The organism is Pseudoclavibacter sp. Marseille-Q434 (assembly GCF_050315415.1).
Lineage (GTDB): Bacteria > Actinomycetota > Actinomycetes > Actinomycetales > Microbacteriaceae > Pseudoclavibacter.
Window position 1 is genome coordinate 1 of record NZ_JBNPQH010000005.1, and the last position, 19,580, is coordinate 19,580.

General features: G+C 69.0%; 19 protein-coding genes and 1 pseudogene. 3 read left to right on the plus strand and 17 right to left on the minus strand.

What is annotated here, in order from left to right; translation table 11 throughout:
* The 5 genes and pseudogenes from ACQFZP_RS16435 to ACQFZP_RS16455 form a co-directional block, all read right to left on the minus strand.
* A pseudogene (locus tag ACQFZP_RS16435) lies at nucleotides 1-244 on the minus strand (sugar phosphate isomerase/epimerase); the annotation flags it as partial.
* A 3-nt stretch (nucleotides 245-247) separates the two neighbouring features.
* Entirely contained in the window at nucleotides 248-1,480 is a 1,233-nt protein-coding gene (locus tag ACQFZP_RS16440) for a Gfo/Idh/MocA family protein (protein ID WP_249312678.1), read from the minus strand.
* An 86-nt stretch (nucleotides 1,481-1,566) separates the two neighbouring features.
* The gene (locus tag ACQFZP_RS16445; RefSeq protein WP_211892106.1) at nucleotides 1,567-2,640 is read right to left on the minus strand and encodes a substrate-binding domain-containing protein; all 1,074 of its coding nucleotides are present in this window, start codon (nucleotides 2,638-2,640) and stop codon (nucleotides 1,567-1,569) included.
* Nucleotides 2,641-2,733: 93 nt separating this feature from the next.
* Nucleotides 2,734-3,828: an ABC transporter permease gene (locus ACQFZP_RS16450; protein WP_211892107.1), complete on the minus strand. Its 1,095-nt coding sequence runs from the start codon at nucleotides 3,826-3,828 to the stop codon at nucleotides 2,734-2,736.
* Entirely contained in the window at nucleotides 3,825-5,354 is a 1,530-nt protein-coding gene (locus ACQFZP_RS16455) for a sugar ABC transporter ATP-binding protein (RefSeq protein ID WP_104310319.1), read from the minus strand. Before ACQFZP_RS16455 ends, ACQFZP_RS16450 begins: the two co-directional genes overlap by 4 nt.
* A gap of 174 nt (nucleotides 5,355-5,528) precedes the next feature.
* On the opposite strand from ACQFZP_RS16455, the gene ACQFZP_RS16460 reads away from it, so the two are divergent.
* The gene (locus ACQFZP_RS16460) at nucleotides 5,529-6,716 is read left to right on the plus strand and encodes an ROK family protein (protein ID WP_179555910.1); all 1,188 of its coding nucleotides are present in this window, start codon (nucleotides 5,529-5,531) and stop codon (nucleotides 6,714-6,716) included.
* Nucleotides 6,717-6,737: 21 nt separating this feature from the next.
* Here ACQFZP_RS16460 and ACQFZP_RS16465 read toward each other — a convergent pair whose 3' ends face one another.
* The 12 genes from ACQFZP_RS16465 to ACQFZP_RS16520 form a co-directional block, all read right to left on the minus strand.
* Entirely contained in the window at nucleotides 6,738-7,301 is a 564-nt protein-coding gene (locus ACQFZP_RS16465; RefSeq protein ID WP_211892108.1) for a pyridoxamine 5'-phosphate oxidase family protein, read from the minus strand.
* Nucleotides 7,298-8,092, minus strand: coding sequence for an SDR family NAD(P)-dependent oxidoreductase (locus ACQFZP_RS16470; RefSeq protein WP_179555908.1), 795 nt, complete (start codon nucleotides 8,090-8,092; stop codon nucleotides 7,298-7,300). Before ACQFZP_RS16470 ends, ACQFZP_RS16465 begins: the two co-directional genes overlap by 4 nt.
* 41 nt (nucleotides 8,093-8,133) lie before the next feature.
* Complete coding sequence (locus ACQFZP_RS16475) at nucleotides 8,134-9,714, minus strand: CYTH and CHAD domain-containing protein (protein WP_211892109.1); 1,581 nt, start codon at nucleotides 9,712-9,714, stop codon at nucleotides 8,134-8,136.
* 48 nt (nucleotides 9,715-9,762) lie between these two features.
* Nucleotides 9,763-10,170: a DoxX family protein gene (locus ACQFZP_RS16480; protein WP_211892110.1), complete on the minus strand. Its 408-nt coding sequence runs from the start codon at nucleotides 10,168-10,170 to the stop codon at nucleotides 9,763-9,765.
* Nucleotides 10,171-10,248: 78 nt separating this feature from the next.
* Nucleotides 10,249-11,052, minus strand: coding sequence for an alpha/beta fold hydrolase (locus ACQFZP_RS16485; RefSeq protein ID WP_307852947.1), 804 nt, complete (start codon nucleotides 11,050-11,052; stop codon nucleotides 10,249-10,251).
* Between the two features lie 73 nt (nucleotides 11,053-11,125).
* Nucleotides 11,126-12,412: an adenylosuccinate synthase gene (locus tag ACQFZP_RS16490; RefSeq protein WP_104310313.1), complete on the minus strand. Its 1,287-nt coding sequence runs from the start codon at nucleotides 12,410-12,412 to the stop codon at nucleotides 11,126-11,128.
* A gap of 146 nt (nucleotides 12,413-12,558) precedes the next feature.
* Entirely contained in the window at nucleotides 12,559-12,996 is a 438-nt protein-coding gene (locus tag ACQFZP_RS16495) for a DUF3151 domain-containing protein (protein WP_104310312.1), read from the minus strand.
* 92 nt (nucleotides 12,997-13,088) lie between these two features.
* Nucleotides 13,089-13,532, minus strand: coding sequence for a PaaI family thioesterase (locus tag ACQFZP_RS16500; RefSeq protein WP_249312679.1), 444 nt, complete (start codon nucleotides 13,530-13,532; stop codon nucleotides 13,089-13,091).
* A gap of 131 nt (nucleotides 13,533-13,663) precedes the next feature.
* A complete protein-coding gene (locus tag ACQFZP_RS16505; protein WP_146080686.1) occupies nucleotides 13,664-13,849 on the minus strand; it encodes a hypothetical protein in 186 nt (61 codons plus the stop codon).
* Nucleotides 13,850-13,926: 77 nt separating this feature from the next.
* Nucleotides 13,927-14,490, minus strand: a complete 564-nt coding sequence (locus tag ACQFZP_RS16510) for a MarR family winged helix-turn-helix transcriptional regulator (protein ID WP_211892111.1) — start codon at nucleotides 14,488-14,490, stop codon at nucleotides 13,927-13,929.
* Nucleotides 14,491-14,655: 165 nt separating this feature from the next.
* Entirely contained in the window at nucleotides 14,656-15,042 is a 387-nt protein-coding gene (locus ACQFZP_RS16515) for a hypothetical protein (RefSeq protein WP_211892112.1), read from the minus strand.
* Between the two features lie 35 nt (nucleotides 15,043-15,077).
* Nucleotides 15,078-16,715 (minus strand): AAA family ATPase, encoded by a 1,638-nt coding sequence (locus ACQFZP_RS16520; RefSeq protein ID WP_211892113.1) that lies wholly within the window; start codon nucleotides 16,713-16,715, stop codon nucleotides 15,078-15,080.
* Between the two features lie 223 nt (nucleotides 16,716-16,938).
* On the opposite strand from ACQFZP_RS16520, the gene ACQFZP_RS16525 reads away from it, so the two are divergent.
* Together ACQFZP_RS16525 and ACQFZP_RS16530 are read left to right on the plus strand one after the other, a co-directional pair.
* A complete protein-coding gene (locus ACQFZP_RS16525) occupies nucleotides 16,939-18,309 on the plus strand; it encodes an NAD-dependent succinate-semialdehyde dehydrogenase (protein ID WP_211892114.1) in 1,371 nt (456 codons plus the stop codon).
* 103 nt (nucleotides 18,310-18,412) lie between these two features.
* Nucleotides 18,413-19,579: an AAA family ATPase gene (locus ACQFZP_RS16530; protein WP_211892115.1), complete on the plus strand. Its 1,167-nt coding sequence runs from the start codon at nucleotides 18,413-18,415 to the stop codon at nucleotides 19,577-19,579.
* Nucleotide 19,580 lies beyond the last annotated feature (1 nt).

Here is a 19,580-nt window from a genome sequence, read left to right on the forward strand (position 1 = left end):
GGTCGTCGCACACCACCTGCCCCTTGAGGTGGTTCGAGATCGTCCACACCTGCAGACCATTGCGCTCCAGCACTTCCAGCTTGGAAGCCACGTACTCGGCGTCATCCCACCGCCACGGATCCAGGTGATCACCCCAGCAGGCGATCTCCAGACCGTCATACCCCCACTCCCCCGCAAGACGCGCAACCTCCTCGAACGGCAGATCGGCCCACTGACCGGTGAACAACGTGACAGGACGAGACATGCGCTAGCTCCTCTGGAGTTCTGGTTCGACGGGTGTCGGTGCTGAGGTGGCAGACACGGGGATCGCGACCCACGAGCTGCCGTTCGCCGAGCTCTCCTCGACGGCCGCGAGCACTCGCTGCACGGCGAGGCCGTCCGCGAAGGAAGGCGCGGGTGCCCGGTCGGCCGCGATGTCCTCGACGAGCTCGACAGCCTGGTGCGTGAAGGCGTGCTCGTACCCGAGGCCGTGGCCGGCGGGCCACCAGGCCTTGATGAAGGGATGGTGGTCGGGTTCGGTGACGATGATGCGCGTGTAGCCGGCGGTCGCCTGGTCGCCGGTCGCGTCGAAGTACTCGAGCACGTTCATGTCCTCGAAGTCGAAGGCGAGCGAGCCCTTGGTGCCGTTGATCTCGAGGCGGATGGCGTTCTTCCGTCCGTACGCGAAGCGCGTCGCCTCGAACACGGCGATGGCTCCGCTCTGCAGGCGTCCGAAGAAGACCGCGGCGTCGTCGACGGTGACCGGTCCCCGCTCGCTGCCGCCAGTTCCGGAGAGACCGGCGAAGTCGTCGGCGATGGGCCGCTCGTTCACGAACGTCTCCACGAGCCCGGAGACTCCGCTGAGCTGCTGCCCCGTGATGAAGTGGGTGAGGTCGACGATGTGCGCGCCGATATCGCCGAGGGCTCCGGAACCGGCCTTCTCCTTGTCGAGGCGCCACGATAGCGGCGCGTTCTCGTCGGCGAGCCAGTCCTGCAGGTACTGCGCCCGCACCTGCCGGATGTCACCGATGCGGCCGTCCGCGACGAGCTGCTGCGCGAGGCGGATCGCCGGCACTCGGCGGTACGTGAAGCCGACCATGGCACGCACGCCGCGTGCCTCCGCGGCGATGGCCGCCGCGTTCATCCGCTCAGCCTCTTCGACCGTGTTGGCGAGCGGCTTCTCGCAGAGGACGTGCTTGCCCGCTTCGAGCGCTGCGATCGCGATCTCCGCGTGCGTGTCACCGGGCGAGCAGATGTCGACGAGCTGCACGTCGTCGCGTGTCAGCAGCTCACGCCAGTCGGTGGTGCTCGACGCCCAGCCGAGCTTGTCGGCTGCCTTGGCCGCTTTCTCGGCGTTGCGACCCGCGACGACACGCATCCGAGGTGCGAGCGGCAGGTCGAAGAACCGGGGCGCGTTGCGCCAGGCCTGCGAGTGTGCGGCACCCATGAAGGCGTAGCCGACCATCCCGATGCCCAGTTCCGGCTGTGCGTCTTGACTCATTGTTCACTCTTTCGTTCAGGAGGCCGACGCGGGGTGGAGTCAGAGAGGAGGAGAACTCCACCCGCGTGGACAGTGTGGGCGTCTGGTTACGACTCGAACGCCGCGTCGATGTACTCGTCGACGTTCTCGCTCGTCACGACGGGCGCGTAGAGCTGCACGAGGCGCGGAACGCTCTGCGACGTGAGGTCGCCGAGCGAGCGGTCGTGCGCGATGAGGCGGGCCAGCTTGATGCCGTCGGCCGCCTGCGTCGACGGGTAGATGACGGTCGCCTGGACGACGCTGTCGCCCTCCTGGATCTCGCGCATCACGTTTGCCGAGCCCGCGCCGCCGACGAGGAAGAACTCGTCGCGATTGGCGTTCTCGATGGCCGAGAGGACACCGACACCCTGGTCGTCGTCGTGGTTCCACATCGCGTCGATCTTCGGAGCGGCCTGGAGGAGGTTCGTGGCCGCCTGCTCGCCGCCCTGCACGGTGAAGTCAGCCGCGACACGGTTCGAGACCTCGAGACCGCAGTCGCCGAGTGCATCCGCGAAGCCCTGGCTGCGCTCCTGGGTGAGCGGCAGCGAGTCGATGCCCGCGATCTCAGCGACCACGGCGTCCGGCTTGTCGGCGAGCTCCTCGCACATGTAGGTGCCTGCGCTGACGCCCATGCCGTAGTTGTCGCCGAGCACCGTGGTGCGGGCGGCGAAGGGACTCGTGAACTCGCGGTCGACGTTGATGACCGGGATGCCGGCCTCCATCGCCTTCGTCGCGACCTCGGTGAGGGCGGCGCCGTCGAAGGGCAGCAGCACGATGGCGTCGACGCCGTCGTTGATGAAGCCCTCGATCTGGCTGATCTGCAGGTTCACGTCATTCGTGCCCTCTGCGACGCGCAGCTCGACGTCCTCGTACTTCGCGGCTTCCGCCTCGGCAGCCGAGGTGATGGCGCCCATCCAGCCGTGGTCGGCCGCGGGGGCCGAGAAGCCGATGACCAGCGGCTCGCCGGCCGCGTCGTTGTCGGACGCCGTGGCGTTGCCGCCGGCTGGCGCTTCGCCCTCCGCCGCCGGCGGGGTGTTCGAGAGGCAGCCGGTGAGCAGCAGCAGCGCCGAAGCGGCCGTTGCACCTGCTGCGAGGATCCGGCGCTTTCGGGAAGCTGTCTTCCTGAAGGAACTCGTGGACATGGGGATCTCCTTTGATGCTGTCCTACTGGTGGGGATTGGGTCTGGTGAGGTTCGGTGAGCTCGGGGATGCAGGGCTCGCGCCCGTCGCGGAGGCTAGGACGTCTTGGCCCGCGACGAGAAGCGCTGCTGGAGCAGGACGGCGATCACGATGATCGCGCCCTTGGCGATGGCCTGGACGGAGCTGTCGAGGTTCGCCTGGATGAAGATGTTCGTGAGGGTGGCGAAGATGAGGACGCCGAGGACGGTGCCGACGATCGTGCCACGGCCGCCGACGAGGAGGGTGCCGCCGACGACGACCGCCGCGATCGCGTCCAGCTCGTAGAGCATGCCGTTGGTGGAGGAGCCCGCCGTCGTGCGGGCGAGCATCATGATGGACGCGATGCCAGCGGTGAGGCCCACCAGCGCGTAGAGGTACATCGTGTGGCGCTTCACCTTGATGCCGGCGAGGCGCGCAGCCTCGGGGTTGCCGCCCACGGCGACCGTGCGGCGGCCGAACGTGGTGCGGTTGAGGAGGAACCATCCGCCGATGGCGACGAGCACGAAGATCCACACGATGACGGGGATGCCGAGGAGGTCGCCGCGGAACGTCTCGAGGAACGAGTCGACGTTGACGATCTGCGTGCGGCGGCCCGCGATGAGCTCGGCGAACCCGCGGGCGGCGACCATCATGGCGAGCGTGGCGATGAACGCGACGACCTTGCCGTAGGCGATGAGGACGCCGTTGACGACGCCGGCGCCGAGGCCGACGAGCAGCGAGGTGAGCACGATGACCCACCATCCCCAGGCTTCGGCGTAGGCCTGCGTGGAGAGCGTCGTCGCCCAGACCGACGCGAGCCCGAGCACCGAGCCCACCGACAGGTCGATGCCGCCCGCCGTGATGACGAAGGTCATGCCGATGGAGAGGACGCCGATGATGGAGGCCTGGCTCAGCACGACCATGAGGTTGTCGACGCTCGCGAACCGCTCTCCCGCCGAGACCGTGCCCGCGATGCAGAGCACGACGAGCGCCAGGATGAGGCCGAAGTTGCGGGCCGAGCTGCCCCGGAAGAAGCCGCCCCGCTTGGCGTTGTCGCTCGCGACCTCGTGCTCGACGCGGAGGCTCTCGTCGGCCGCCGGGGCAGCGATCGCTTCATCGTCGTACGGGGAGCCGCCGTTCGGGGCAGAGGACTGGGGAGTCTGAGTGCTCATGCTGCGCTGCTTTCCATAACCATGTCGAGTACTGCGTGCTCATCGAGAGCGGATGCTGGGCCCTGGTGCACGACCTGTCCTTCGGAGACGACGAGCACCCGGTCGGCGAGGCCGAGGACTTCCGGGATCTCGCTGGAGACGACGACAACCGCCGCCCCTTCGTCGGCGAGCTTGCGGATGAGGGCGTAGATCTCAGCCCTGGCCCCCACGTCGACACCTCGCGTCGGCTCGTCGAGCAGCAGCACGCGGCAGCCGTGCACGAGCCAGCGGGCGAGCATCGCCTTCTGCTGGTTGCCGCCGGACAGCGTGCGGATATCGCGCTCGACGCCAGCAGGCCGCAGGTCGAGGTACTCGGCCTGCTCTTTTGCCGCCCGGCGCTCGTCGCTCTCCTTCAGCCAGGAGAACGAGGCGAAGCGCTGGAAGGTCGAGAGGGTGATGTTGCGGTAGACGGGCTCGTCGAGCAGGAGCCCCTGGCTCTTGCGCTCCTCGGGGGCGAGGCCGATGCCCGCGTTCACCGCGGCGGTGACGGAGCCGCGCTTAAGCGCCTTCCCTTCCACCGTGACCGTGCCGCTCGTCGCTGTGCGAGCCCCGTAGATGGTCTCCATGATCTCGCTGCGCCCAGCCCCGACGAGCCCGGCGAAGCCCACGATCTCGCCGGCCGACACCGTGAAGGAGACGTCCGAGAAGGTGTCTGCGAGTGCAAGGTCACGCACATCGAGCAGCACGGGTGCATCCGCTGGCAGCTCAGGCGACTCCGGGAACAGGTACTCGACCTTGCGGCCGGTCATGAGCGTGATGAGCTCGGAGGTCGGCGTCTCGCTGACCGGGAGGTTCTGCGCGACCGTGCGGCCATCCTTGAGCACCGTGATGCGGTCGCCGATCGTGCGGATCTCCTCCAGACGGTGGGAGATGTAGATGATCGCGACGCCCGCCTTGGTGAGCTCCTCGACGACTCGGAAGAGGTTCGCGACCTCCTCGGAGTCGAGCACGGCGGAGGGCTCGTCCATGACGATGATGCGCGCGTCGTGCGAGAGCGCCCGAGCCATGGAGACGATCTGCTTGCCGGCGGCGGACAGCTCGCCGACCTCGGTCGACGGCGAGATCTCCGAGTGGCCGAGGCGCGCCAGGATCTCCCTGGTGCGCTGCTTCGCCTCGGCACGCCGCGAGACGCCCGCCGTGTCGAGCTCGTGCCCGAGGTAGACGTTCTCGGCGACGGTCAGGCCGTCGACGACGTCGAGCTCCTGGTACATCGTCGCGATGCCGAGGCCGAGGGCCGCGACGGGGTTCGGGATCGTGATGGGCTCGCCGTCGAGGAGCAGCTGCCCCTCGGTCGGCTGGTGGGCGCCGGCGAGCACCTTGATGAGGGTCGACTTGCCCGCGCCGTTCTGGCCGAGCAGGCAGTGGACTTCGCCGGGGAGCACGTCGAGGTCGACACCGTCGAGCGCCCGGGCACCGGGAAACTGCTTGACGATGCCGCGCATCTGCAGCAGGGGGGATGGACCCGAGATGGGGTCTTCGTTGACCATGTGTCGAAAGCTACGCGCACTTTTGTCGACGGTCAAGCAAAAGTCTCACGTCTGTTGCACAATTGAGATACGCCGCCACACAGAAGCGTCGCAGTCGACGTCGACTCGCCGCGGGGTAACGTGGCGAAGTCGGTTCGGTTCCCACCGGCCGCCGATTCGAGAAGGGAGACGCCGATGGTCATCGAGCAGCTGCCGAAGCCGGTGTCGCGCCAGCCAGGACCTGGGGAGCTCTTCCAGATGCTGCGAGACGGGGCGCCGCGCACACGTGCTGAGCTCGCATCCGTCACCGGACAAGCCCGTTCCACGGTTGCCACTCGCATCGACATGCTCATGACGGCAGGCCTCATCGTGACGGTCGGCGAGGCCCACTCGACAGGCGGCAGGCCGCCTGCGGTCTTCGCGTTCTCCCCCGAGAGCCGGGTTGTCCTCGCCATCGACCTGGGTGCCACCCACGCGCGGATGGCCCTCACCGATCTGGCCTCGAACATCATCGCCGACTCAGAGGACAAGCTGCCCATCGACCTCGGTCCGGACACAGTGCTCGCGTGGGTCTGCGAGAAGGGTGACGAGATGCTCGCCGCCTCCGGGCGTGGGCGACGCGAGCTCGTGAGCGTCGGCGTCGGCCTCCCCGGGCCAGTGGAGTTCAGCTCGGGCCGCCCCATCAACCCGCCCATCATGCCCGGGTGGGACGACGCCGATGTCGCGGGACGCCTCGGCGCCCACTTCGACGCGCCCGTGCTCGTCGACAACGACGTCAACATCATGGCCCTCGGCGAGCACCGCAGCGAGTGGCCGGACGTCTCCGACCTGCTCTTCGTGAAGGTCGCCACCGGCATCGGATCCGGCATCATCGCCGACGGCTCCCTGCGACGCGGAGCGAGAGGAGCCGCGGGTGACATCGGCCACATCGCGGTGCCAGGAGCAGAGGACACCCCCTGCCGGTGCGGCAACCTCGGCTGCCTCGAGGCCGTCGCCGGCAGCGACGCCATCGCCCGCCGGCTTCGCAGGGAGGGCGTCGAGGTGTCCGGCAGCGCCCAGATCGTGGCGCTCGTGCGCTCGGGCGACCTCGATGCTGCGCGCGCGCTGCGTCAGGCCGGTCGCGACGTCGGCACGGTCCTCGCGGCGTGCGTCAGCATGCTCAACCCGTCCATGATCGTCATCGGCGGCAGCATCGCCGAAGCCGGTGAGCAGCTCATGGCTGGCATCCGCGAGGTCGTCTACTCGCGCTCCCTTCCGCTCGCCACGCAGCACCTGCGAGTCGTGGCCTCGCGTGCCAGAGGCGAGGCCGCCATCCTGGGGGCCAGTGCCCTCGCCATCGACCACGTGCTCTCGGCGGAGGCCATCGACGCCGCGCTCGCCTAGCGCCCCTGCCCGTCGCGCCTGCTAGGGAACAAGCCGTGTGCTGACCCAGCGGTCCGAGCGCCGCGAGTGCAAAACGCGTGCGTGCTCGACCCCGGACAGGTCGATGGCGTCGACCGCGTCAATCACGACGCGGACCCACGCGAAGCGCTCGAACGCCGCCCCGTCACCCCCACCCAGGCCGTCGGAGACGACATCGGCGAGAGACGTGGCCGGCACCAGCGGCTTGTCGTACAGCCGCTTCGACCCCTCCCCGAGCCCGTCCCAGGCCGCACGCCGCGCGTCCGCATCTCGGACGACCTCCCCAGTGCCCTCGAGACGAAGCTGCACGTCGCGATCGGGGTCGTAGAAGGTGACGGCGACCCGAGGATCCCGCCCCAGCTCCCGCACCTTCGCGGTGCGAGCATCCGTCGCGAATGCCACCGTGCCCGCCCGCCCATCGACCTCGCGCAGGATCACCGCACGGACACGAGGCTCCCCCGCCGCCCCGACCGTCCCGAGGTAGCCGAGCGTGAACGGGGTACGCGTCTCAGTCGCCGCTTCGAGCACGCCCCACAGGTCTTCGACCGTTCCGATGTCGAGGCTCACGGCAGGATCGAATCCACGTAGCCGCCATCGGCGCGCAACGCCCCACCCGTCGTCGCCGAGGCGAACGGCGACGCCAGGTAGGTGACCAGGTGCGCGATCTCCTCGGGCTCGATGAGGCGCTCAAGCAGCGACTGCGGACGGTGACGACGCATGAACTCACGCTGCGCCTCATCCCAGGGGAGCTCATCCCCGACCATCTCGGCGACGAACCCCTCGACTCCCCCCGTGTGCGTGGGGCCGGCGATGACGGCGTTGACCGTCACGCCGGTGCCCTTCACCGCCTTCGCGTACCCGCGAGACACTGCGAGGAGCGCCGTCTTGCTCATGCCGTAGTGGATCATCTCCTCGGGAATCACCACCGCTGAATCGCTCGCGATGGAGATGACCCGACCCCAGCCGCGTGCCGTCATGCCCGGCAGGTACTCGCGCATGAGGCGCGCCGCCGACAGCACGTTCACCTCGAAGTAGCGACGCCATTCGTCGTCGCTGATCTCCAGGGCCGGCGTGCTGCCGAAGATGCCCAGGTTGTTGACGAGGATGTCGATGTCCGGAAACGCCGCCATGACGGTGGACGCGCCTTCCGCCGTCGCGAGGTCCGCGGCCACCCCCTCGATGGTCGCGTCCGGCAGGCGACCCCGAAGCTCGGCGACCGCGTCGGCCACCCCGTCCGCACCGCGCCCGTTCACGACGACGGTGGCGCCGGCGGCGGCGAGGTCCGCGGCTATCGCCAGTCCGATGCCCTGCGTTGAACCGGTCACGAGGGCGGTGCGATTCGACAGATCGATGTTCATGGCAGCGATCCTGGCACCACCGCCTGACCGCGTCATGCAGCTCAGGTCACGTCGTCGAGCGCGTCGCGAGCGGTGTCGAGGCCCTCGCCCCGGCGACGCCGGACACGCTCGCGCACCTCCTCGAGGACGGCGACCGTTTCCGCGCCGGCGTCGCCCTGCTCGCGTTCGTGATCGGCGTCGAGGTTCTGGATGATGACGGCGAGCTCCGCGTCGAGCATCGCGGCGTCCTGGGGCTCGCCGAACGCCTGCGCGAGGTGCTTCCACTCCTTGCGCTGCTTCTTCGCCTTCGCATCCGGCAGCTCGTCGATGGCCTCGTACCCGTAGCGAACCGACTTCACCGCCTTGCGGACGTCATGCCACCGCTCGAGCTTCCTCGGCTTCTTCCGCGCCCGCTCCGCACGCTGCTCGACCGTGACGATCGCCCCGCGGGTCAACCGCCGCATCGCGCCGAGGGCACGTCGATCGGCGTCATCCGTGAACGGCGGCGCCGTGATGAACGAGACCAGACGATCGTGGAGGGAATCCCAGCGGTCCGAGTCGACCTCGGCCCTGAACGACTCGAGGGCGGCGTCGTGGCGCTCCGCGAGCACCTGCTCGAGGCGAGTTCGAGCTCGCTCCACGGCCTCGAGCCCCGCGTCGAGATCATCCTCCGCGTCGAGCTCCGCCAGGACCAGCTCACGAAGCACCTCGGCATCGCGGGGCGCTCCGAGCACTCCGCCAGCCCATTTCAGCTCGGCGGCAAGCGGCTTGACCGCGTCAGCTTCGAAGAGGGAGCCGAAGACCTTCAGCAGGCTGCGCAGTCGACGCAGCGCGACCCGCGCCTGGTGGACCGCATCCGGGGCATCTCGCCGAGCCCCGTCCTCGTGGGCCTGGAACTCCCCGAAGCGGCCCGCGATCGCGAAGACCACGGCCTCCCCCGCTGTCGCCTGCCCCGTGGGCGCCTGCGCGGCCTCGACTCCGTCGAGCGTGCGCACGAGCTTCGACGTGTGCACGGACGGCGTCAGGCCGGCGTCGAAGAGCACCGCCTCGATCTCGTCGAAGACCCGAGTCGAGGCGCCCTCAGCCAGCTCGACCTCGAACTCCCGCCACTCCAGCGTTCGCTCATCGCCGATGCGAAGGACTCGCGCGCGCACGACGTCCTCGCAGATGAGGGCGGCGAGCGCGTCGTCGTCATCTCTGGCGCCTCCGGCGGACCATGCGCCTCCGCCGCGGACCTCGGTGGTCGTGCGAATCGTCGTCAACTCGACGAGCGGGAGCACGGGTCGCTCGCCGATGAGCTCGGCGAACTCGGCGCGGAGCTCAGGCGGGATGCGTCGCGGGGCACCGACGGGCGCGTGGACCTCGATGCGCTCGTCTCCGCTTCGCGGTCGCTTCAGATGCCAGCCCTCGTCGTCCCCGCCGGTCCGGCGCCGCAGCACGCAGCGGGCGCCGAGGATGGCGAGCTCTGGGGTGTCGACGTACTCGGCGACGAGCGTCTCGGTGCTGGCTCCACCCGCGCGCAGTCCAGCGCCGAGCTTCGACAGCTCAGGTTCGCCAGCCCCCTCGGGGATGTCGTACTTCCGCTCGATCTCCCGCTGCTCGGAGGGCGTCCTGACCCGCTCGCTCTGCGCTTCGATGCTCATTCGAAAAGGCTAGCGCGCTCAACTTGCGAGGAGTCGGACTCGAGCGCGTCAGCGCAGCGCGGCCTTGATCAGCGGGATCTGCAGTGGCAGGCGCGCGACGGAGATCGCGAACGCGGCGAACGAGGATGCGTTCCTCTTGCGGAGCGCGCGACGCCCGAGGTCGACGCTCATCTGCATGTTCGCGGGCCAGACCGCCAGCAGCACGGCCGCGCTCGCGAGGCCGGCGAGGGGTCGCGTCGAAGGATGCAGGAGCCCGGCCGCGCAGGCGAGCTCGGCGGCCCCCGATGCGACGACCAGCTCGCGTCCGCGCGCTCGCAGCGGCTCCGGGATGATCGGCTCGAAGACCGCGGGCTTCACGAGGTGGATGACACCGGAGATGGCGAAGGGCAGGACCACGATCCATGGGATCGACCTGTCAGGCCTGGTGGTGCGACGCGTGAGTGACGTGGGCGACATGCCCGCATCCTGCCCGCCACGGCCGAGAGGCATCCCAGACGCCGTGCGGCGCCGTCGGCTACGTGCCGCGGAGGGCGGTCAGCTCTCCTCTGCGAGGAAGGCGAGGGCCGCCGCCCGGAAGTCACGCGAGCCGGGTGCGTTGAAGTGGTGACGCTCGGGGATCTCGAAGAAGCGAGCCTGTGGCGTCGCGGCCGAGAGCGCCTTCGACCCCTCGATGATGCCGTCGAGCGATCCTGTCGCGAACAGGACCGGCTGCTGCGGGACGCGGCCGAGGTCCGGGTCTGCCTTGCCGGAAGCGCGCATCCCCTCGGCGATCGCGAGGAGCGCACGGAGGTCGTTGCCGCCGACCCGCTCCGTCAGGGCGAGGTAGTTCTGCGTCACCGGGTCCTGCACGGGGGTGCCGCTGTCGATGAGCTCGCGTACCTGGGTGATGTCGAGGCGCCCCAGTGGAACGCCGTCGGGAACCCCACCGAGGACGACCCGCGGGATACGGTCGGCGAAGTCCTGCGCGACCTCCCAGCCGACGCGCGCACCGAGCGAGTAGCCGACGTACAGGGCGGTGTCGACGAGGTAGGCGTCGAGCACTGCTTCGACGTCCGAGGCGAGCGTGCGGATGTCGTAGTCGCGGCCCTCGTGGGGCTTGTCGCTCTGCCCGTGCCCACGCTGGTCGAGGCCGAGCACCCGGTAGCCGGCGCGCAGCAGGTCCCGCACCCAGCCCGTCGCGACCCAGTTGTCCTTCGTGCTGGATGCGAAGCCGTGCACGACGATCACGGTCGGCGCATCCGTGTCACCCCACGTGTAGGTGGCGATGCGGTGGCCGTCGCCGACCATCACGAACTGGGGGTCAGGAAGCACGGTCAGGGCGGCGGGAACGCTAGTCACGTCGTCGATTGTCTCAGGCCGCGAGAGCCCCGCCGCGCACGCCCGCAACGTGGCGACTCGCCGCCGGCTGAGGTCAGTCGATGAGGTCGTGGATCTGGATGATCTCGTCGCGCTTCGGGCCGACGCCGATGGCGGAGATGCGGGCGCCGGAGAGACGCTCGAGCGCCTGTACGTACAGCTGAGCGTTCTGGGGCAGCTCGTCGAAGGTGCGGCAGCCGGAGAGGTCTTCGGTCCATCCGTCGAAGTACTCGTAGATGGGCTTCGCGTGGTGGATGTCCGACTGCGAGACGGGCATCTCGTCGAAGCGGACGCCGTCGACGTCGTAGGCGACGCAGACGGGGATGCGCTCGATGCCGCTGAGCACGTCGAGCTTCGTCATGACGAGGTCGGTGACGCCGTTGATGCGTGCCGTGTAGCGGGCGACGGGCACGTCGTACCATCCGGTGCGACGCGGGCGGCCCGTGGTGGTGCCGAACTCGCCGCCGCGAGTGCGGAGCAGCTCGCCCCACTCGTCGAACAGCTCGGTCGGGAAGGGGCCAGCGCCGACGCGCGTGATGTACGCCTTGACGATGCCGATGATGCGGTTGATCTGGGTCGGGCCGACGCCTGCACCCGTGGACGCACCTCCCGCGGTCGACGAGGACGACGTCACGTACGGGTACGTGCCGTGGTCGACGTCGAGCATCGTCGCCTGGCCGCCCTCGAAGACGACGTTGCGGCCCGCGTTGAGGGCGTCGTACAGCTCGAGCGACGTGTCGCCGACCATGGGGCGGAGGCGCTCGGCGTGGACGAGGAGCGCATCCACGATCTCGTCGACCGTGATCGCGCGGCGGTTGTAGACCTTGACGAGGAGGTGGTTCTTGCCGAAGAGCGCGGCTTCGACCTTCTGGCGGAGGATGTTCTCGTCGAAGAGGTCCTGCACGCGGATGCCGATGCGGTTGATCTTGTCAGCGTAGGCCGGGCCGATACCGCGGCCCGTCGTGCCGATCTGGCGCTTGCCGAGGAACCGCTCGGTGACCTTGTCGAGGGTCGTGTGGTACCCCGTGATGAGGTGCGCGTTCGCGGACACACGCAGCTTCGAGGTGTCGACACCTCGTGCCTCGAGGTGGTCGATCTCGTGGAAGAGCACGTCGAGGTCGATGACGACGCCGTTGCCGATGACCGGGGTCACACCCGGCGTGAGGATGCCAGAGGGCAGCAGGTGCAGCGCGTACTTCTCGTTGCCGATCACGACCGTGTGGCCGGCGTTGTTGCCGCCGTTGAACTTCACGACGTAGTCGATGCGGTCGCCGAGGAGGTCGGTCGCCTTGCCCTTGCCCTCGTCGCCCCACTGACCGCCGATAATCGCTACGCCTGGCATGTGTGCCCCTGTTCTCTGTCGGATCGGCGCAGCTCGCGCCTGTCGTGTGCGTGGCGTCAGCCACGCGGTCGGGATGACCGGCTCGACGGCCCCGCCCTGTTCCCTGCTGGTGTTGCCGTGACTCGAGCTGTCGCGCCGGTGGGCGCCTAGCTGGCCGCGTGCATCCGCTCGATCTCGGTGATCGCCTGAGGGTCGGCGTCGTGCAGCAGGTCGGCGAGCCGCTCTGGCTCACCTTCCTCCCCGATCTCCGCCGCGCTTCGCCGAAGCGCGTAGAACGCACGGAGGACTCCCCGGTTGGGCTCGTGCGACCACGGCACCGGGCCCTGCCCGCGCCAGCCCGCCTTGCGGAGGGCGTCGAGGCCGCGGTGGTAGCCGACCCGCGCATACGCGTAGGAGGCGATGGTGCTGCCGTCGGCGTGCGCCGCATCCGCGAGGGCCGCCCAGGCCAGCGAGGACGCCGGGTGCTTCTCGACGATGGCCGCGAGCGCGGCCTGGTCGTGAGGCAGGTTCGAGAGGTCGTCGACGACCTCTGGCTCAGCAGCGAGGCGTGTCTCGGGGATGCCGAGGAGATTCGTTCCGGTCACGGGCCCGATTCTATCCTGTGGATGTTTCGGGGCGCGGTCGGGGCGGATTGCTGTGGAGAGCGCGCTCCGCTCGCCCAGCGGATCGCCGCGTCTCAGCTCACCGGGAAGATCGCGCAGGTGCTGGTCGCGGTGGCGAGGAGCACGTCTGTCGAGTCTCGAAGCTCCGCCTCGACGAACGCCGCGCGCGCTCCGGACTTCACGACCCGACCGCGAACGCGCACGGGCCCGGTATCCGCCGTCATGGGCCGCAGGAAGCTGACCTTGATCTCCAGCGACGTGTAGGCCTGGCCTGGGCGGAGGGTCGTGTGGACAGCGGTGCCGCAGGCGGAGTCGAGCAAGGTGGCGGCGAAGCCGCCGTGCACGGTCCCGATCGGGTTGTAGTGCGTTCGGTCGGGCACCCCCTCGAAGACGACCTCGCCCGCGGCGAAGCTCACGACGGTCATGCCGAAGTGCTGGGCGATGGGAGCGATCTCCGCACCGCTGGCGAGGTGCGCCTGCAGCTGCTCGAGTCCGCTCAACGTTCTTGGGTCGGTCATGTCGCTCCTCTGCGCCATCGCACCCAGGCGGATGCACACAGGGAGCCTCGCACCGATCCGTCAGCCGAACCAGCCGATTGTGCCGAACATCCAAGCGGCCGGGAGCACGCTCACGACGGTCCTGCGCCTGGCTACCAGGGCATGAAGGCGAAGAAGGACACGGCGACGCCGATCGAGATCGTGGCGCCCACGAAGCAGAGGGCGAGGAGCTCACCTGGCATGACCGTCCGCTGGTAGACATCCCAGTAGCGGTCTTCAGCGCGTCGTCGAGCGTCGGCTACTGCAGTGCGGGTGAGCCTTCGTCGTTGTCCGAGCATATATGTAGCTTATTTAACTAAATAAGATCTGCTCAAGGGTTGACGCCCGCTCATGCGACGGGTATCCCGCGAGCCGATTAGGAGCGATGCACGACCATGACGGGCGCCGGATCCGCCACACCGTCGGCCGTCGGGGCATCGTGAGCGGCGGGCGCTTCGACCGACCCCACCATGCCAGAGAGGAACTTGGCGACACCATCGAGTTCCTCGGTGCTGAGGGAGTCGACCACCGCGATCATCCGCTGGTGCATGACCCCCAACGTCTCTCGGACTTCGCGGTCGGACTCGACTGTCGGGGCGATGATCGAGGCCCGACGGTCCGTGGGGTGCGGGCGACGCTCGACATGCCCGCTCTTCACGAGTCGGTCCACGAGACCGGTCACCGACGCAGAGGAGATGTTGAGGCGCTGCCCCAGGTCCTTCTGCACCACGACCTTGCCGTGGCGCTGCTGCTGGAGGAGGAAGCGGAGAGCCAGGAGGTCGTTCTCGTTCATGCGCATCGACGACCGCGTCCGCGCACGCATCTTCGCCTCAGCCTCACGGTATTCACGGAGCAGGTTCAGCACGTCGACCGACGTCGCGTGCTGCCCTCCCGTCGGGTACCAGTACCCGGACGAGTGCTCGGCTGGCTTCTGCGCCATGATCCTCCTCGTGCTGGCGCACCGAACGCCAGGAAGCTAGTTCATCAAACTAGCAAAGACCGACGCGCGACCGGAAGCAAAACAGCGTCCGGCCCGCACATCGGTGTTCTCGCAGGACACCAGCCGGCCGGAGCGGCCGCTCGAAGACGTCGCGGAGCAGCAGCATCAGTCGATGCAGGGGCCCTCATGATCGAAGTGGACCCCGCGCAACTGGCACGACGCCGCCTCCTGGTCGACACGGTCGATGCCCGTCTTGCCGGCGAAGTCCATCACGATGAAGTGCGACTGCGCGCCGTCGGCGAGCCCTTCGGCAAACTCGGTGGCCTCGTCTCGCGTCGCGAAGCGGTAGTAGTCAGCCTGGTCCGTCGACCATGCTTCGACGCAGTCGACCTCGTCGCCGCAGGCCGACTCCGTGATCTCCGCGGGGTTGCTGGCGTAGTCCGGGCCCGTGTACTCCGCGTCAATCACCGCTTGCCTGATCGTGAGCCCGTACTGCGGGATGAGGATCGAGCATCCGCTCATCGCGAGCAGCGCGCCGACGCCGACGCACACGGCTCCGACAGATCTGCCCCTGACGGCCACCGCGTTCACGCTCCGTCCGTCCGCTGCGTATCCGGATGCTTCGTGTCCGGATGCTCCGGCCCCGATGGCACGCTCGTCGCCCCTGGCTGGTAGCTGTCGCCCGAGGCGGGCACATGCGCGGTCCAGCCGAAGTCGGGCTGGACGCCGAGCGGAACGTACGTCGTCGAGTACCGCCCCGGCCCCGTGCCCTCGAACAGCGCCGCCCGCGCCTGAGCCGCTGCGACTGACATCCCACCCTCGTCGTCACTGCCGTCGCCGATTTCGTCAGGCTCGCTGCCGTCGCCGAGGAGCCGACGCGTGAGGGCGGACTGCGCCGACATGAGCTCGTCGAGTTCGTGGAGCAGGATGTCGTCGTCGACCTCGACACCCTTCCTCGCCGCGGTGAGCACTGCCCGCCGGACCAGCTCCTTCGAGAACGAGCCGGTGGTCTGCTCGGCGCGTTGCGCCGCCTCAGCCAGCGCCGCCTCGCTGAACGGCAGCCCCGCCGCGTACTTCTCGAGCAGGCGGAAGCGCTCCGGCCCGCCGGGCAGCGCGATCTCCACGGCGAGGTCGACGCGACCGGGCCGGGAGACGAGAGCACGCTCGAGCACCTGCACGCGGTTCGTCGTCATGATGAACGCGACGTCGGCGTCGCCGTCCAGCCCGTCAAGCGCGTCAAGCACTTCGAACAGCAGCGGCTGCGGCGAGGCGTGCCGTTCCATGGCGACGAGGTCGATGTCCTCGAGCACGACGATCGATGGTTGCAGGGTGCGGGCCAGTTCCGCGGCCGCGCTGATGTGCTGGATGCTCGACCCGGTCAACAGCACGGCGGTCACCCCCTCCGTGCGGCTGAGGAGGTGCCTGACGGTGAGCGTCTTGCCGGTGCCGGGCGGACCGTAGAGCAGCACGCCGCGTTTCAGGTGCTGGCCCGCGGCGAGCAGGACCTCGCGCTGGCGCCCGATTTCGATGACGTGTGCGACCACGGACTCGAGCACGCCGAACGGCAGGATGACATCGCCCTCGGCGACGTCCGGCCGCTCCAAGAACGTCGCACCGGCATCCATCCGGAAGTCGCTGCTCTCGAACGCCAGCACCTTGCCGCGAAGGACGCTGCGCTCGACCATGAGCGAGCGCACCTCACCGAGCAGCTCGGAGACGAGCGCCGGCTCGGCGGCGGTGAGCACCTCGAGCTGGCTCTGCGGCCGCCCCATGTCGGGACGGGATGCGCGCTGCATGATGACGACCCGCGCCCCGCGGTAGGAGAGGAGTCGGGCACCGAAGCTCACGACCTGCCTGGTGGTCTCCGGCCCGGTCGCCTTCTCGGCGAACTCGGCCGGGCCCGGCTTGAAGGGGAGGTGAGGGCTCGAGATGAGCTCGGCGAGTCCGGCGTGCGCGTGGGCCGAACCACCCGCGACACCGACGAGGCGGGCCTCCCCGCGGCCGGCGATCTCCTCGAGTGCGATGTCGGCGTCGACGATTCGGTAGCTCGCGAACTCCTCGACGACCACAGGGAGCGCCTCGGCATCCGCACCGAGGAAGTCGCTCAGCTCCTCGCCGAACGGCGTTCGCTGCACCCTCGCGTCTGGCGGCGTCTCGTTGACCCGCTCGAGGAACCGCTTGAAGGAGCGGTAGAACTGCTCATCGGCGACCTGCGTCTCGCTCATGTCATCCCCTCGCCGGCGGGCGCGTCCCGCCGATCGCGAGCCTAGGACGACGCCGCTGGAAAAGGCACGCTCGGCGCCGCTCCTCGGCGCTGACCATCCCACATCTCGTAAATGAACGAGATTCAGTTAATTCGGCGCGAACCCTGGGTTTCCAAGGCCACATCTCCTAGGCTTCACCCAATCGCGCGATGCTGCGCGCACGCATCCAATGTCTGGAGTGAGTTTGAGCACCTACGTAGTTGTGAACCCAGCGACCGGCGAGCAGGGAGAGGAATTCCCGCTCGTCACCGAGGACGGCATCGAGACTGCGCTGCAGAGCCTCGATACCGCGTACCGCACGTGGTCGAAGCCCAGCACCGTCGCAGAGCGCGCCGCCCTCATGCGCCGTGCCGCCGAGCTGCACCGCGAGCGCCGCGAGGAGCTCGCCCAGATCATCACCCGCGAGATGGGCAAGCCCATGGAGCAGTCCTACGGCGAGGTCGACTTCAGCGCCGACATCCTGCAGTACTACGCCGACAACGCGGAGAACTTCCTGAAGGACGCCCCGATCGAGCTGCTCGGCGGCGAGGGAACCGCCCTCATCCGGCGCTCCGCCATCGGGCCCCTCCTCGGCATCATGCCCTGGAACTTCCCCTACTACCAGGTCGCCCGCTTCGCCGGCCCGAACCTCGTGCTCGGCAACCCGATCCTGTTGAAGCACGCCGGGCAGTGCCCCGAGTCGGCAACCGCGCTCGAGCAGATCTTCGCGGACGCGGGCTTCCCGACGGGCGCGTACGTCAACATCTTCGCCACCAACGAGCAGATCGCCGACATCATCGCCGACGACCGCATCCACGGCGTCTCCCTGACCGGTTCCGAGCGTGCCGGGGCGGCCGTCGCCGAGATCGCAGGGCGCAACCTCAAGAAGGTCGTGCTCGAGCTCGGCGGGTCCGACCCGTTCATCCTGCTCAGCACCGACAGCGTCGACGAGGCCGTCGAGGCCGCGGTCGCCGCCCGCCTCGACAACTCCGGACAGGCCTGCAACGGCGCGAAGCGCATGATCGTCATCGACTCGCTCTACGACGAGTTCGCCGAGAAGTTCACGGCCGCGATGACCTCGGTGGCCCCCGTCGACCCGACCAAGGACGACGCCGAGCTCGGCCCGCTCTCCTCGGCGCCAGCCACGAAGAACCTCGCGGAGCAGGTCGAACGCGCGGTCGCTCAGGGCGCGCAGCTGCTCGCAGGCGGCGGTCACGACGGCAACTTCTTCGAGTCGACGGTGCTCGCCGGCGTCACGCCAGACAACGACGCCTACACGGAGGAGTTCTTCGGCCCCGTCGCGGCGCTCTACAAGGTCAGCAGCGAAGAGGAGGCCATCGAGCTCGCCAACGCGACCCCGTTCGGCCTCGGCTCGTACCTCTTCACGACCGACCAGGAGCAGGCACAGCGCGTTGCCGACGCCATCGAAGCCGGCATGGTCTACATCAACGGCGTCGGCCTCGACAGCCCGGAGCTGCCGTTCGGCGGCGTGAAGCGCTCGGGCTTCGGCCGCGAGCTCGGCTCGCTCGGCATCGAGGAGTTCGTCAACAAGAAGCTCATCCGCCAGGTCAAGTAGTCCTGGTCGATCGGGAGCCCCTCGGGCCGGAGCTCACCTCCGCCCGAGGGGCTCTTCCGCTCCCTCAAGCGACATTGTCGGTGGCACCTCCTAGCGTGTGAGCATGCTTGAACTCCTCGCCATCGAGAACTACCGGTCCATCAAGAGCGTCACGGTGGCACTCGAACGCCTCAACGTCATCACCGGCGCGAACGGCAGCGGCAAGTCGAACCTGTACCGAGCCCTGCGCCTGCTGCACGACATCATCCGCGAGGGCGCCCTGTCGTCGCTCGCGATGGAAGGCGGGCTGCGGGCAGCGCTGCACGCGGGCAAGCGCTCCCGTGGCACGCCCGTCACCCTCAAGCTCGGCCTCCGCACCTCGACCGCCTCGTACGCGACCGACCTCGGCATGCCGCCTCACGAGCGCCCCGACTCAAGGCCCCTCCAGAACTTCGCGATCGACCTGGGCATCCCTGTCCTCTCCGACTTCCCGTTCGATCCGGTCGTGAAGAGCGAGCTCGTCTGGTCGAGCGAGCTGCTGCGCCCCTCAACGACACTCGTCGAACGGCGCGGCAACCTCGTCAAGGTGCGCGACGCCGACTTCAAGCTGGTGCGCGCCGAGTGGAGCGTGCGCGAGGCCGAGTCGATGCTCGCCACCCTCGCCGACCCGTCGACGGCGCCCGAGCTCTACGCGCTCCGCGAGTCGGCGCGCGGCTGGCGCTTCCTCGACTACCTCCGCACCGACGCGGCAGCCCCGGCGAGGCTGCCGAGCCCAGCGACCTTCACCCCAGTGCTGCCGGATGACGGCTCGCGCCTCCCCGCGGCCCTCGCGACGGTGCAGCGGGTCGGCAACGCGAGAGCCTTCCACGCCGCCATCGATGCCGCCTTCCCCGGTTCCCGGGTGGGCATCGAGGAAGACGCGTCCGGCATGGCGCGGCTCGTCATGTCGCAGCCCGGCCTCGCAAGGCCGCTCGACGCCCGCGAGCTGTCCGACGGCACGCTGCGGATGATCCTCCTCGCCACCGCCCTGCTCTCGCCCCGCATGCCCGAGCTGCTGGTGCTCAACGAGCCAGAGGCAAGCCTCCATCCGAGCCTCCTCCCGACGCTCGCGGGCCTCATCCGCAGCGCATCCGAGCAGACGCAGGTCATCGTCGTCACGCACTCGCAGCCGCTCGTCGAGGGCCTCCGCGACGACGCGAACGTCATCGAGCTCGAGAAGGAGGCGGGCTCGACGAGCATCCGCGGCCAACTCCAGTTCGAGGGTCCGCAGTGGGTGTGGCCGAAGCGCTGAG

Excerpts from the sequence above, each read along its gene's own strand:
- ACQFZP_RS16440 (WP_249312678.1), bottom strand. The coding sequence starts at position 1,480 with ATGAGTCAAGACGCACAGCCGGAACTGGGCATCGGGATGGTCGGCTAC.
- ACQFZP_RS16445 (WP_211892106.1), bottom strand. The coding sequence starts at position 2,640 with ATGTCCACGAGTTCCTTCAGGAAGACAGCTTCCCGAAAGCGCCGGATC.
- ACQFZP_RS16450 (WP_211892107.1), bottom strand. The coding sequence starts at position 3,828 with ATGAGCACTCAGACTCCCCAGTCCTCTGCCCCGAACGGCGGCTCCCCG.
- ACQFZP_RS16455 (WP_104310319.1), bottom strand. The coding sequence starts at position 5,354 with ATGGTCAACGAAGACCCCATCTCGGGTCCATCCCCCCTGCTGCAGATG.
- ACQFZP_RS16460 (WP_179555910.1), top strand. The coding sequence starts at position 5,529 with ATGGTCATCGAGCAGCTGCCGAAGCCGGTGTCGCGCCAGCCAGGACCT.
- ACQFZP_RS16470 (WP_179555908.1), bottom strand. The coding sequence starts at position 8,092 with ATGAACATCGATCTGTCGAATCGCACCGCCCTCGTGACCGGTTCAACG.
- ACQFZP_RS16475 (WP_211892109.1), bottom strand. The coding sequence starts at position 9,714 with ATGAGCATCGAAGCGCAGAGCGAGCGGGTCAGGACGCCCTCCGAGCAG.
- ACQFZP_RS16480 (WP_211892110.1), bottom strand. The coding sequence starts at position 10,170 with ATGTCGCCCACGTCACTCACGCGTCGCACCACCAGGCCTGACAGGTCG.
- ACQFZP_RS16490 (WP_104310313.1), bottom strand. The coding sequence starts at position 12,412 with ATGCCAGGCGTAGCGATTATCGGCGGTCAGTGGGGCGACGAGGGCAAG.
- ACQFZP_RS16500 (WP_249312679.1), bottom strand. The coding sequence starts at position 13,532 with ATGACCGACCCAAGAACGTTGAGCGGACTCGAGCAGCTGCAGGCGCAC.
- ACQFZP_RS16505 (WP_146080686.1), bottom strand. The coding sequence starts at position 13,849 with ATGCTCGGACAACGACGAAGGCTCACCCGCACTGCAGTAGCCGACGCT.
- ACQFZP_RS16510 (WP_211892111.1), bottom strand. The coding sequence starts at position 14,490 with ATGGCGCAGAAGCCAGCCGAGCACTCGTCCGGGTACTGGTACCCGACG.
- ACQFZP_RS16520 (WP_211892113.1), bottom strand. The coding sequence starts at position 16,715 with ATGAGCGAGACGCAGGTCGCCGATGAGCAGTTCTACCGCTCCTTCAAG.
- ACQFZP_RS16530 (WP_211892115.1), top strand. The coding sequence starts at position 18,413 with ATGCTTGAACTCCTCGCCATCGAGAACTACCGGTCCATCAAGAGCGTC.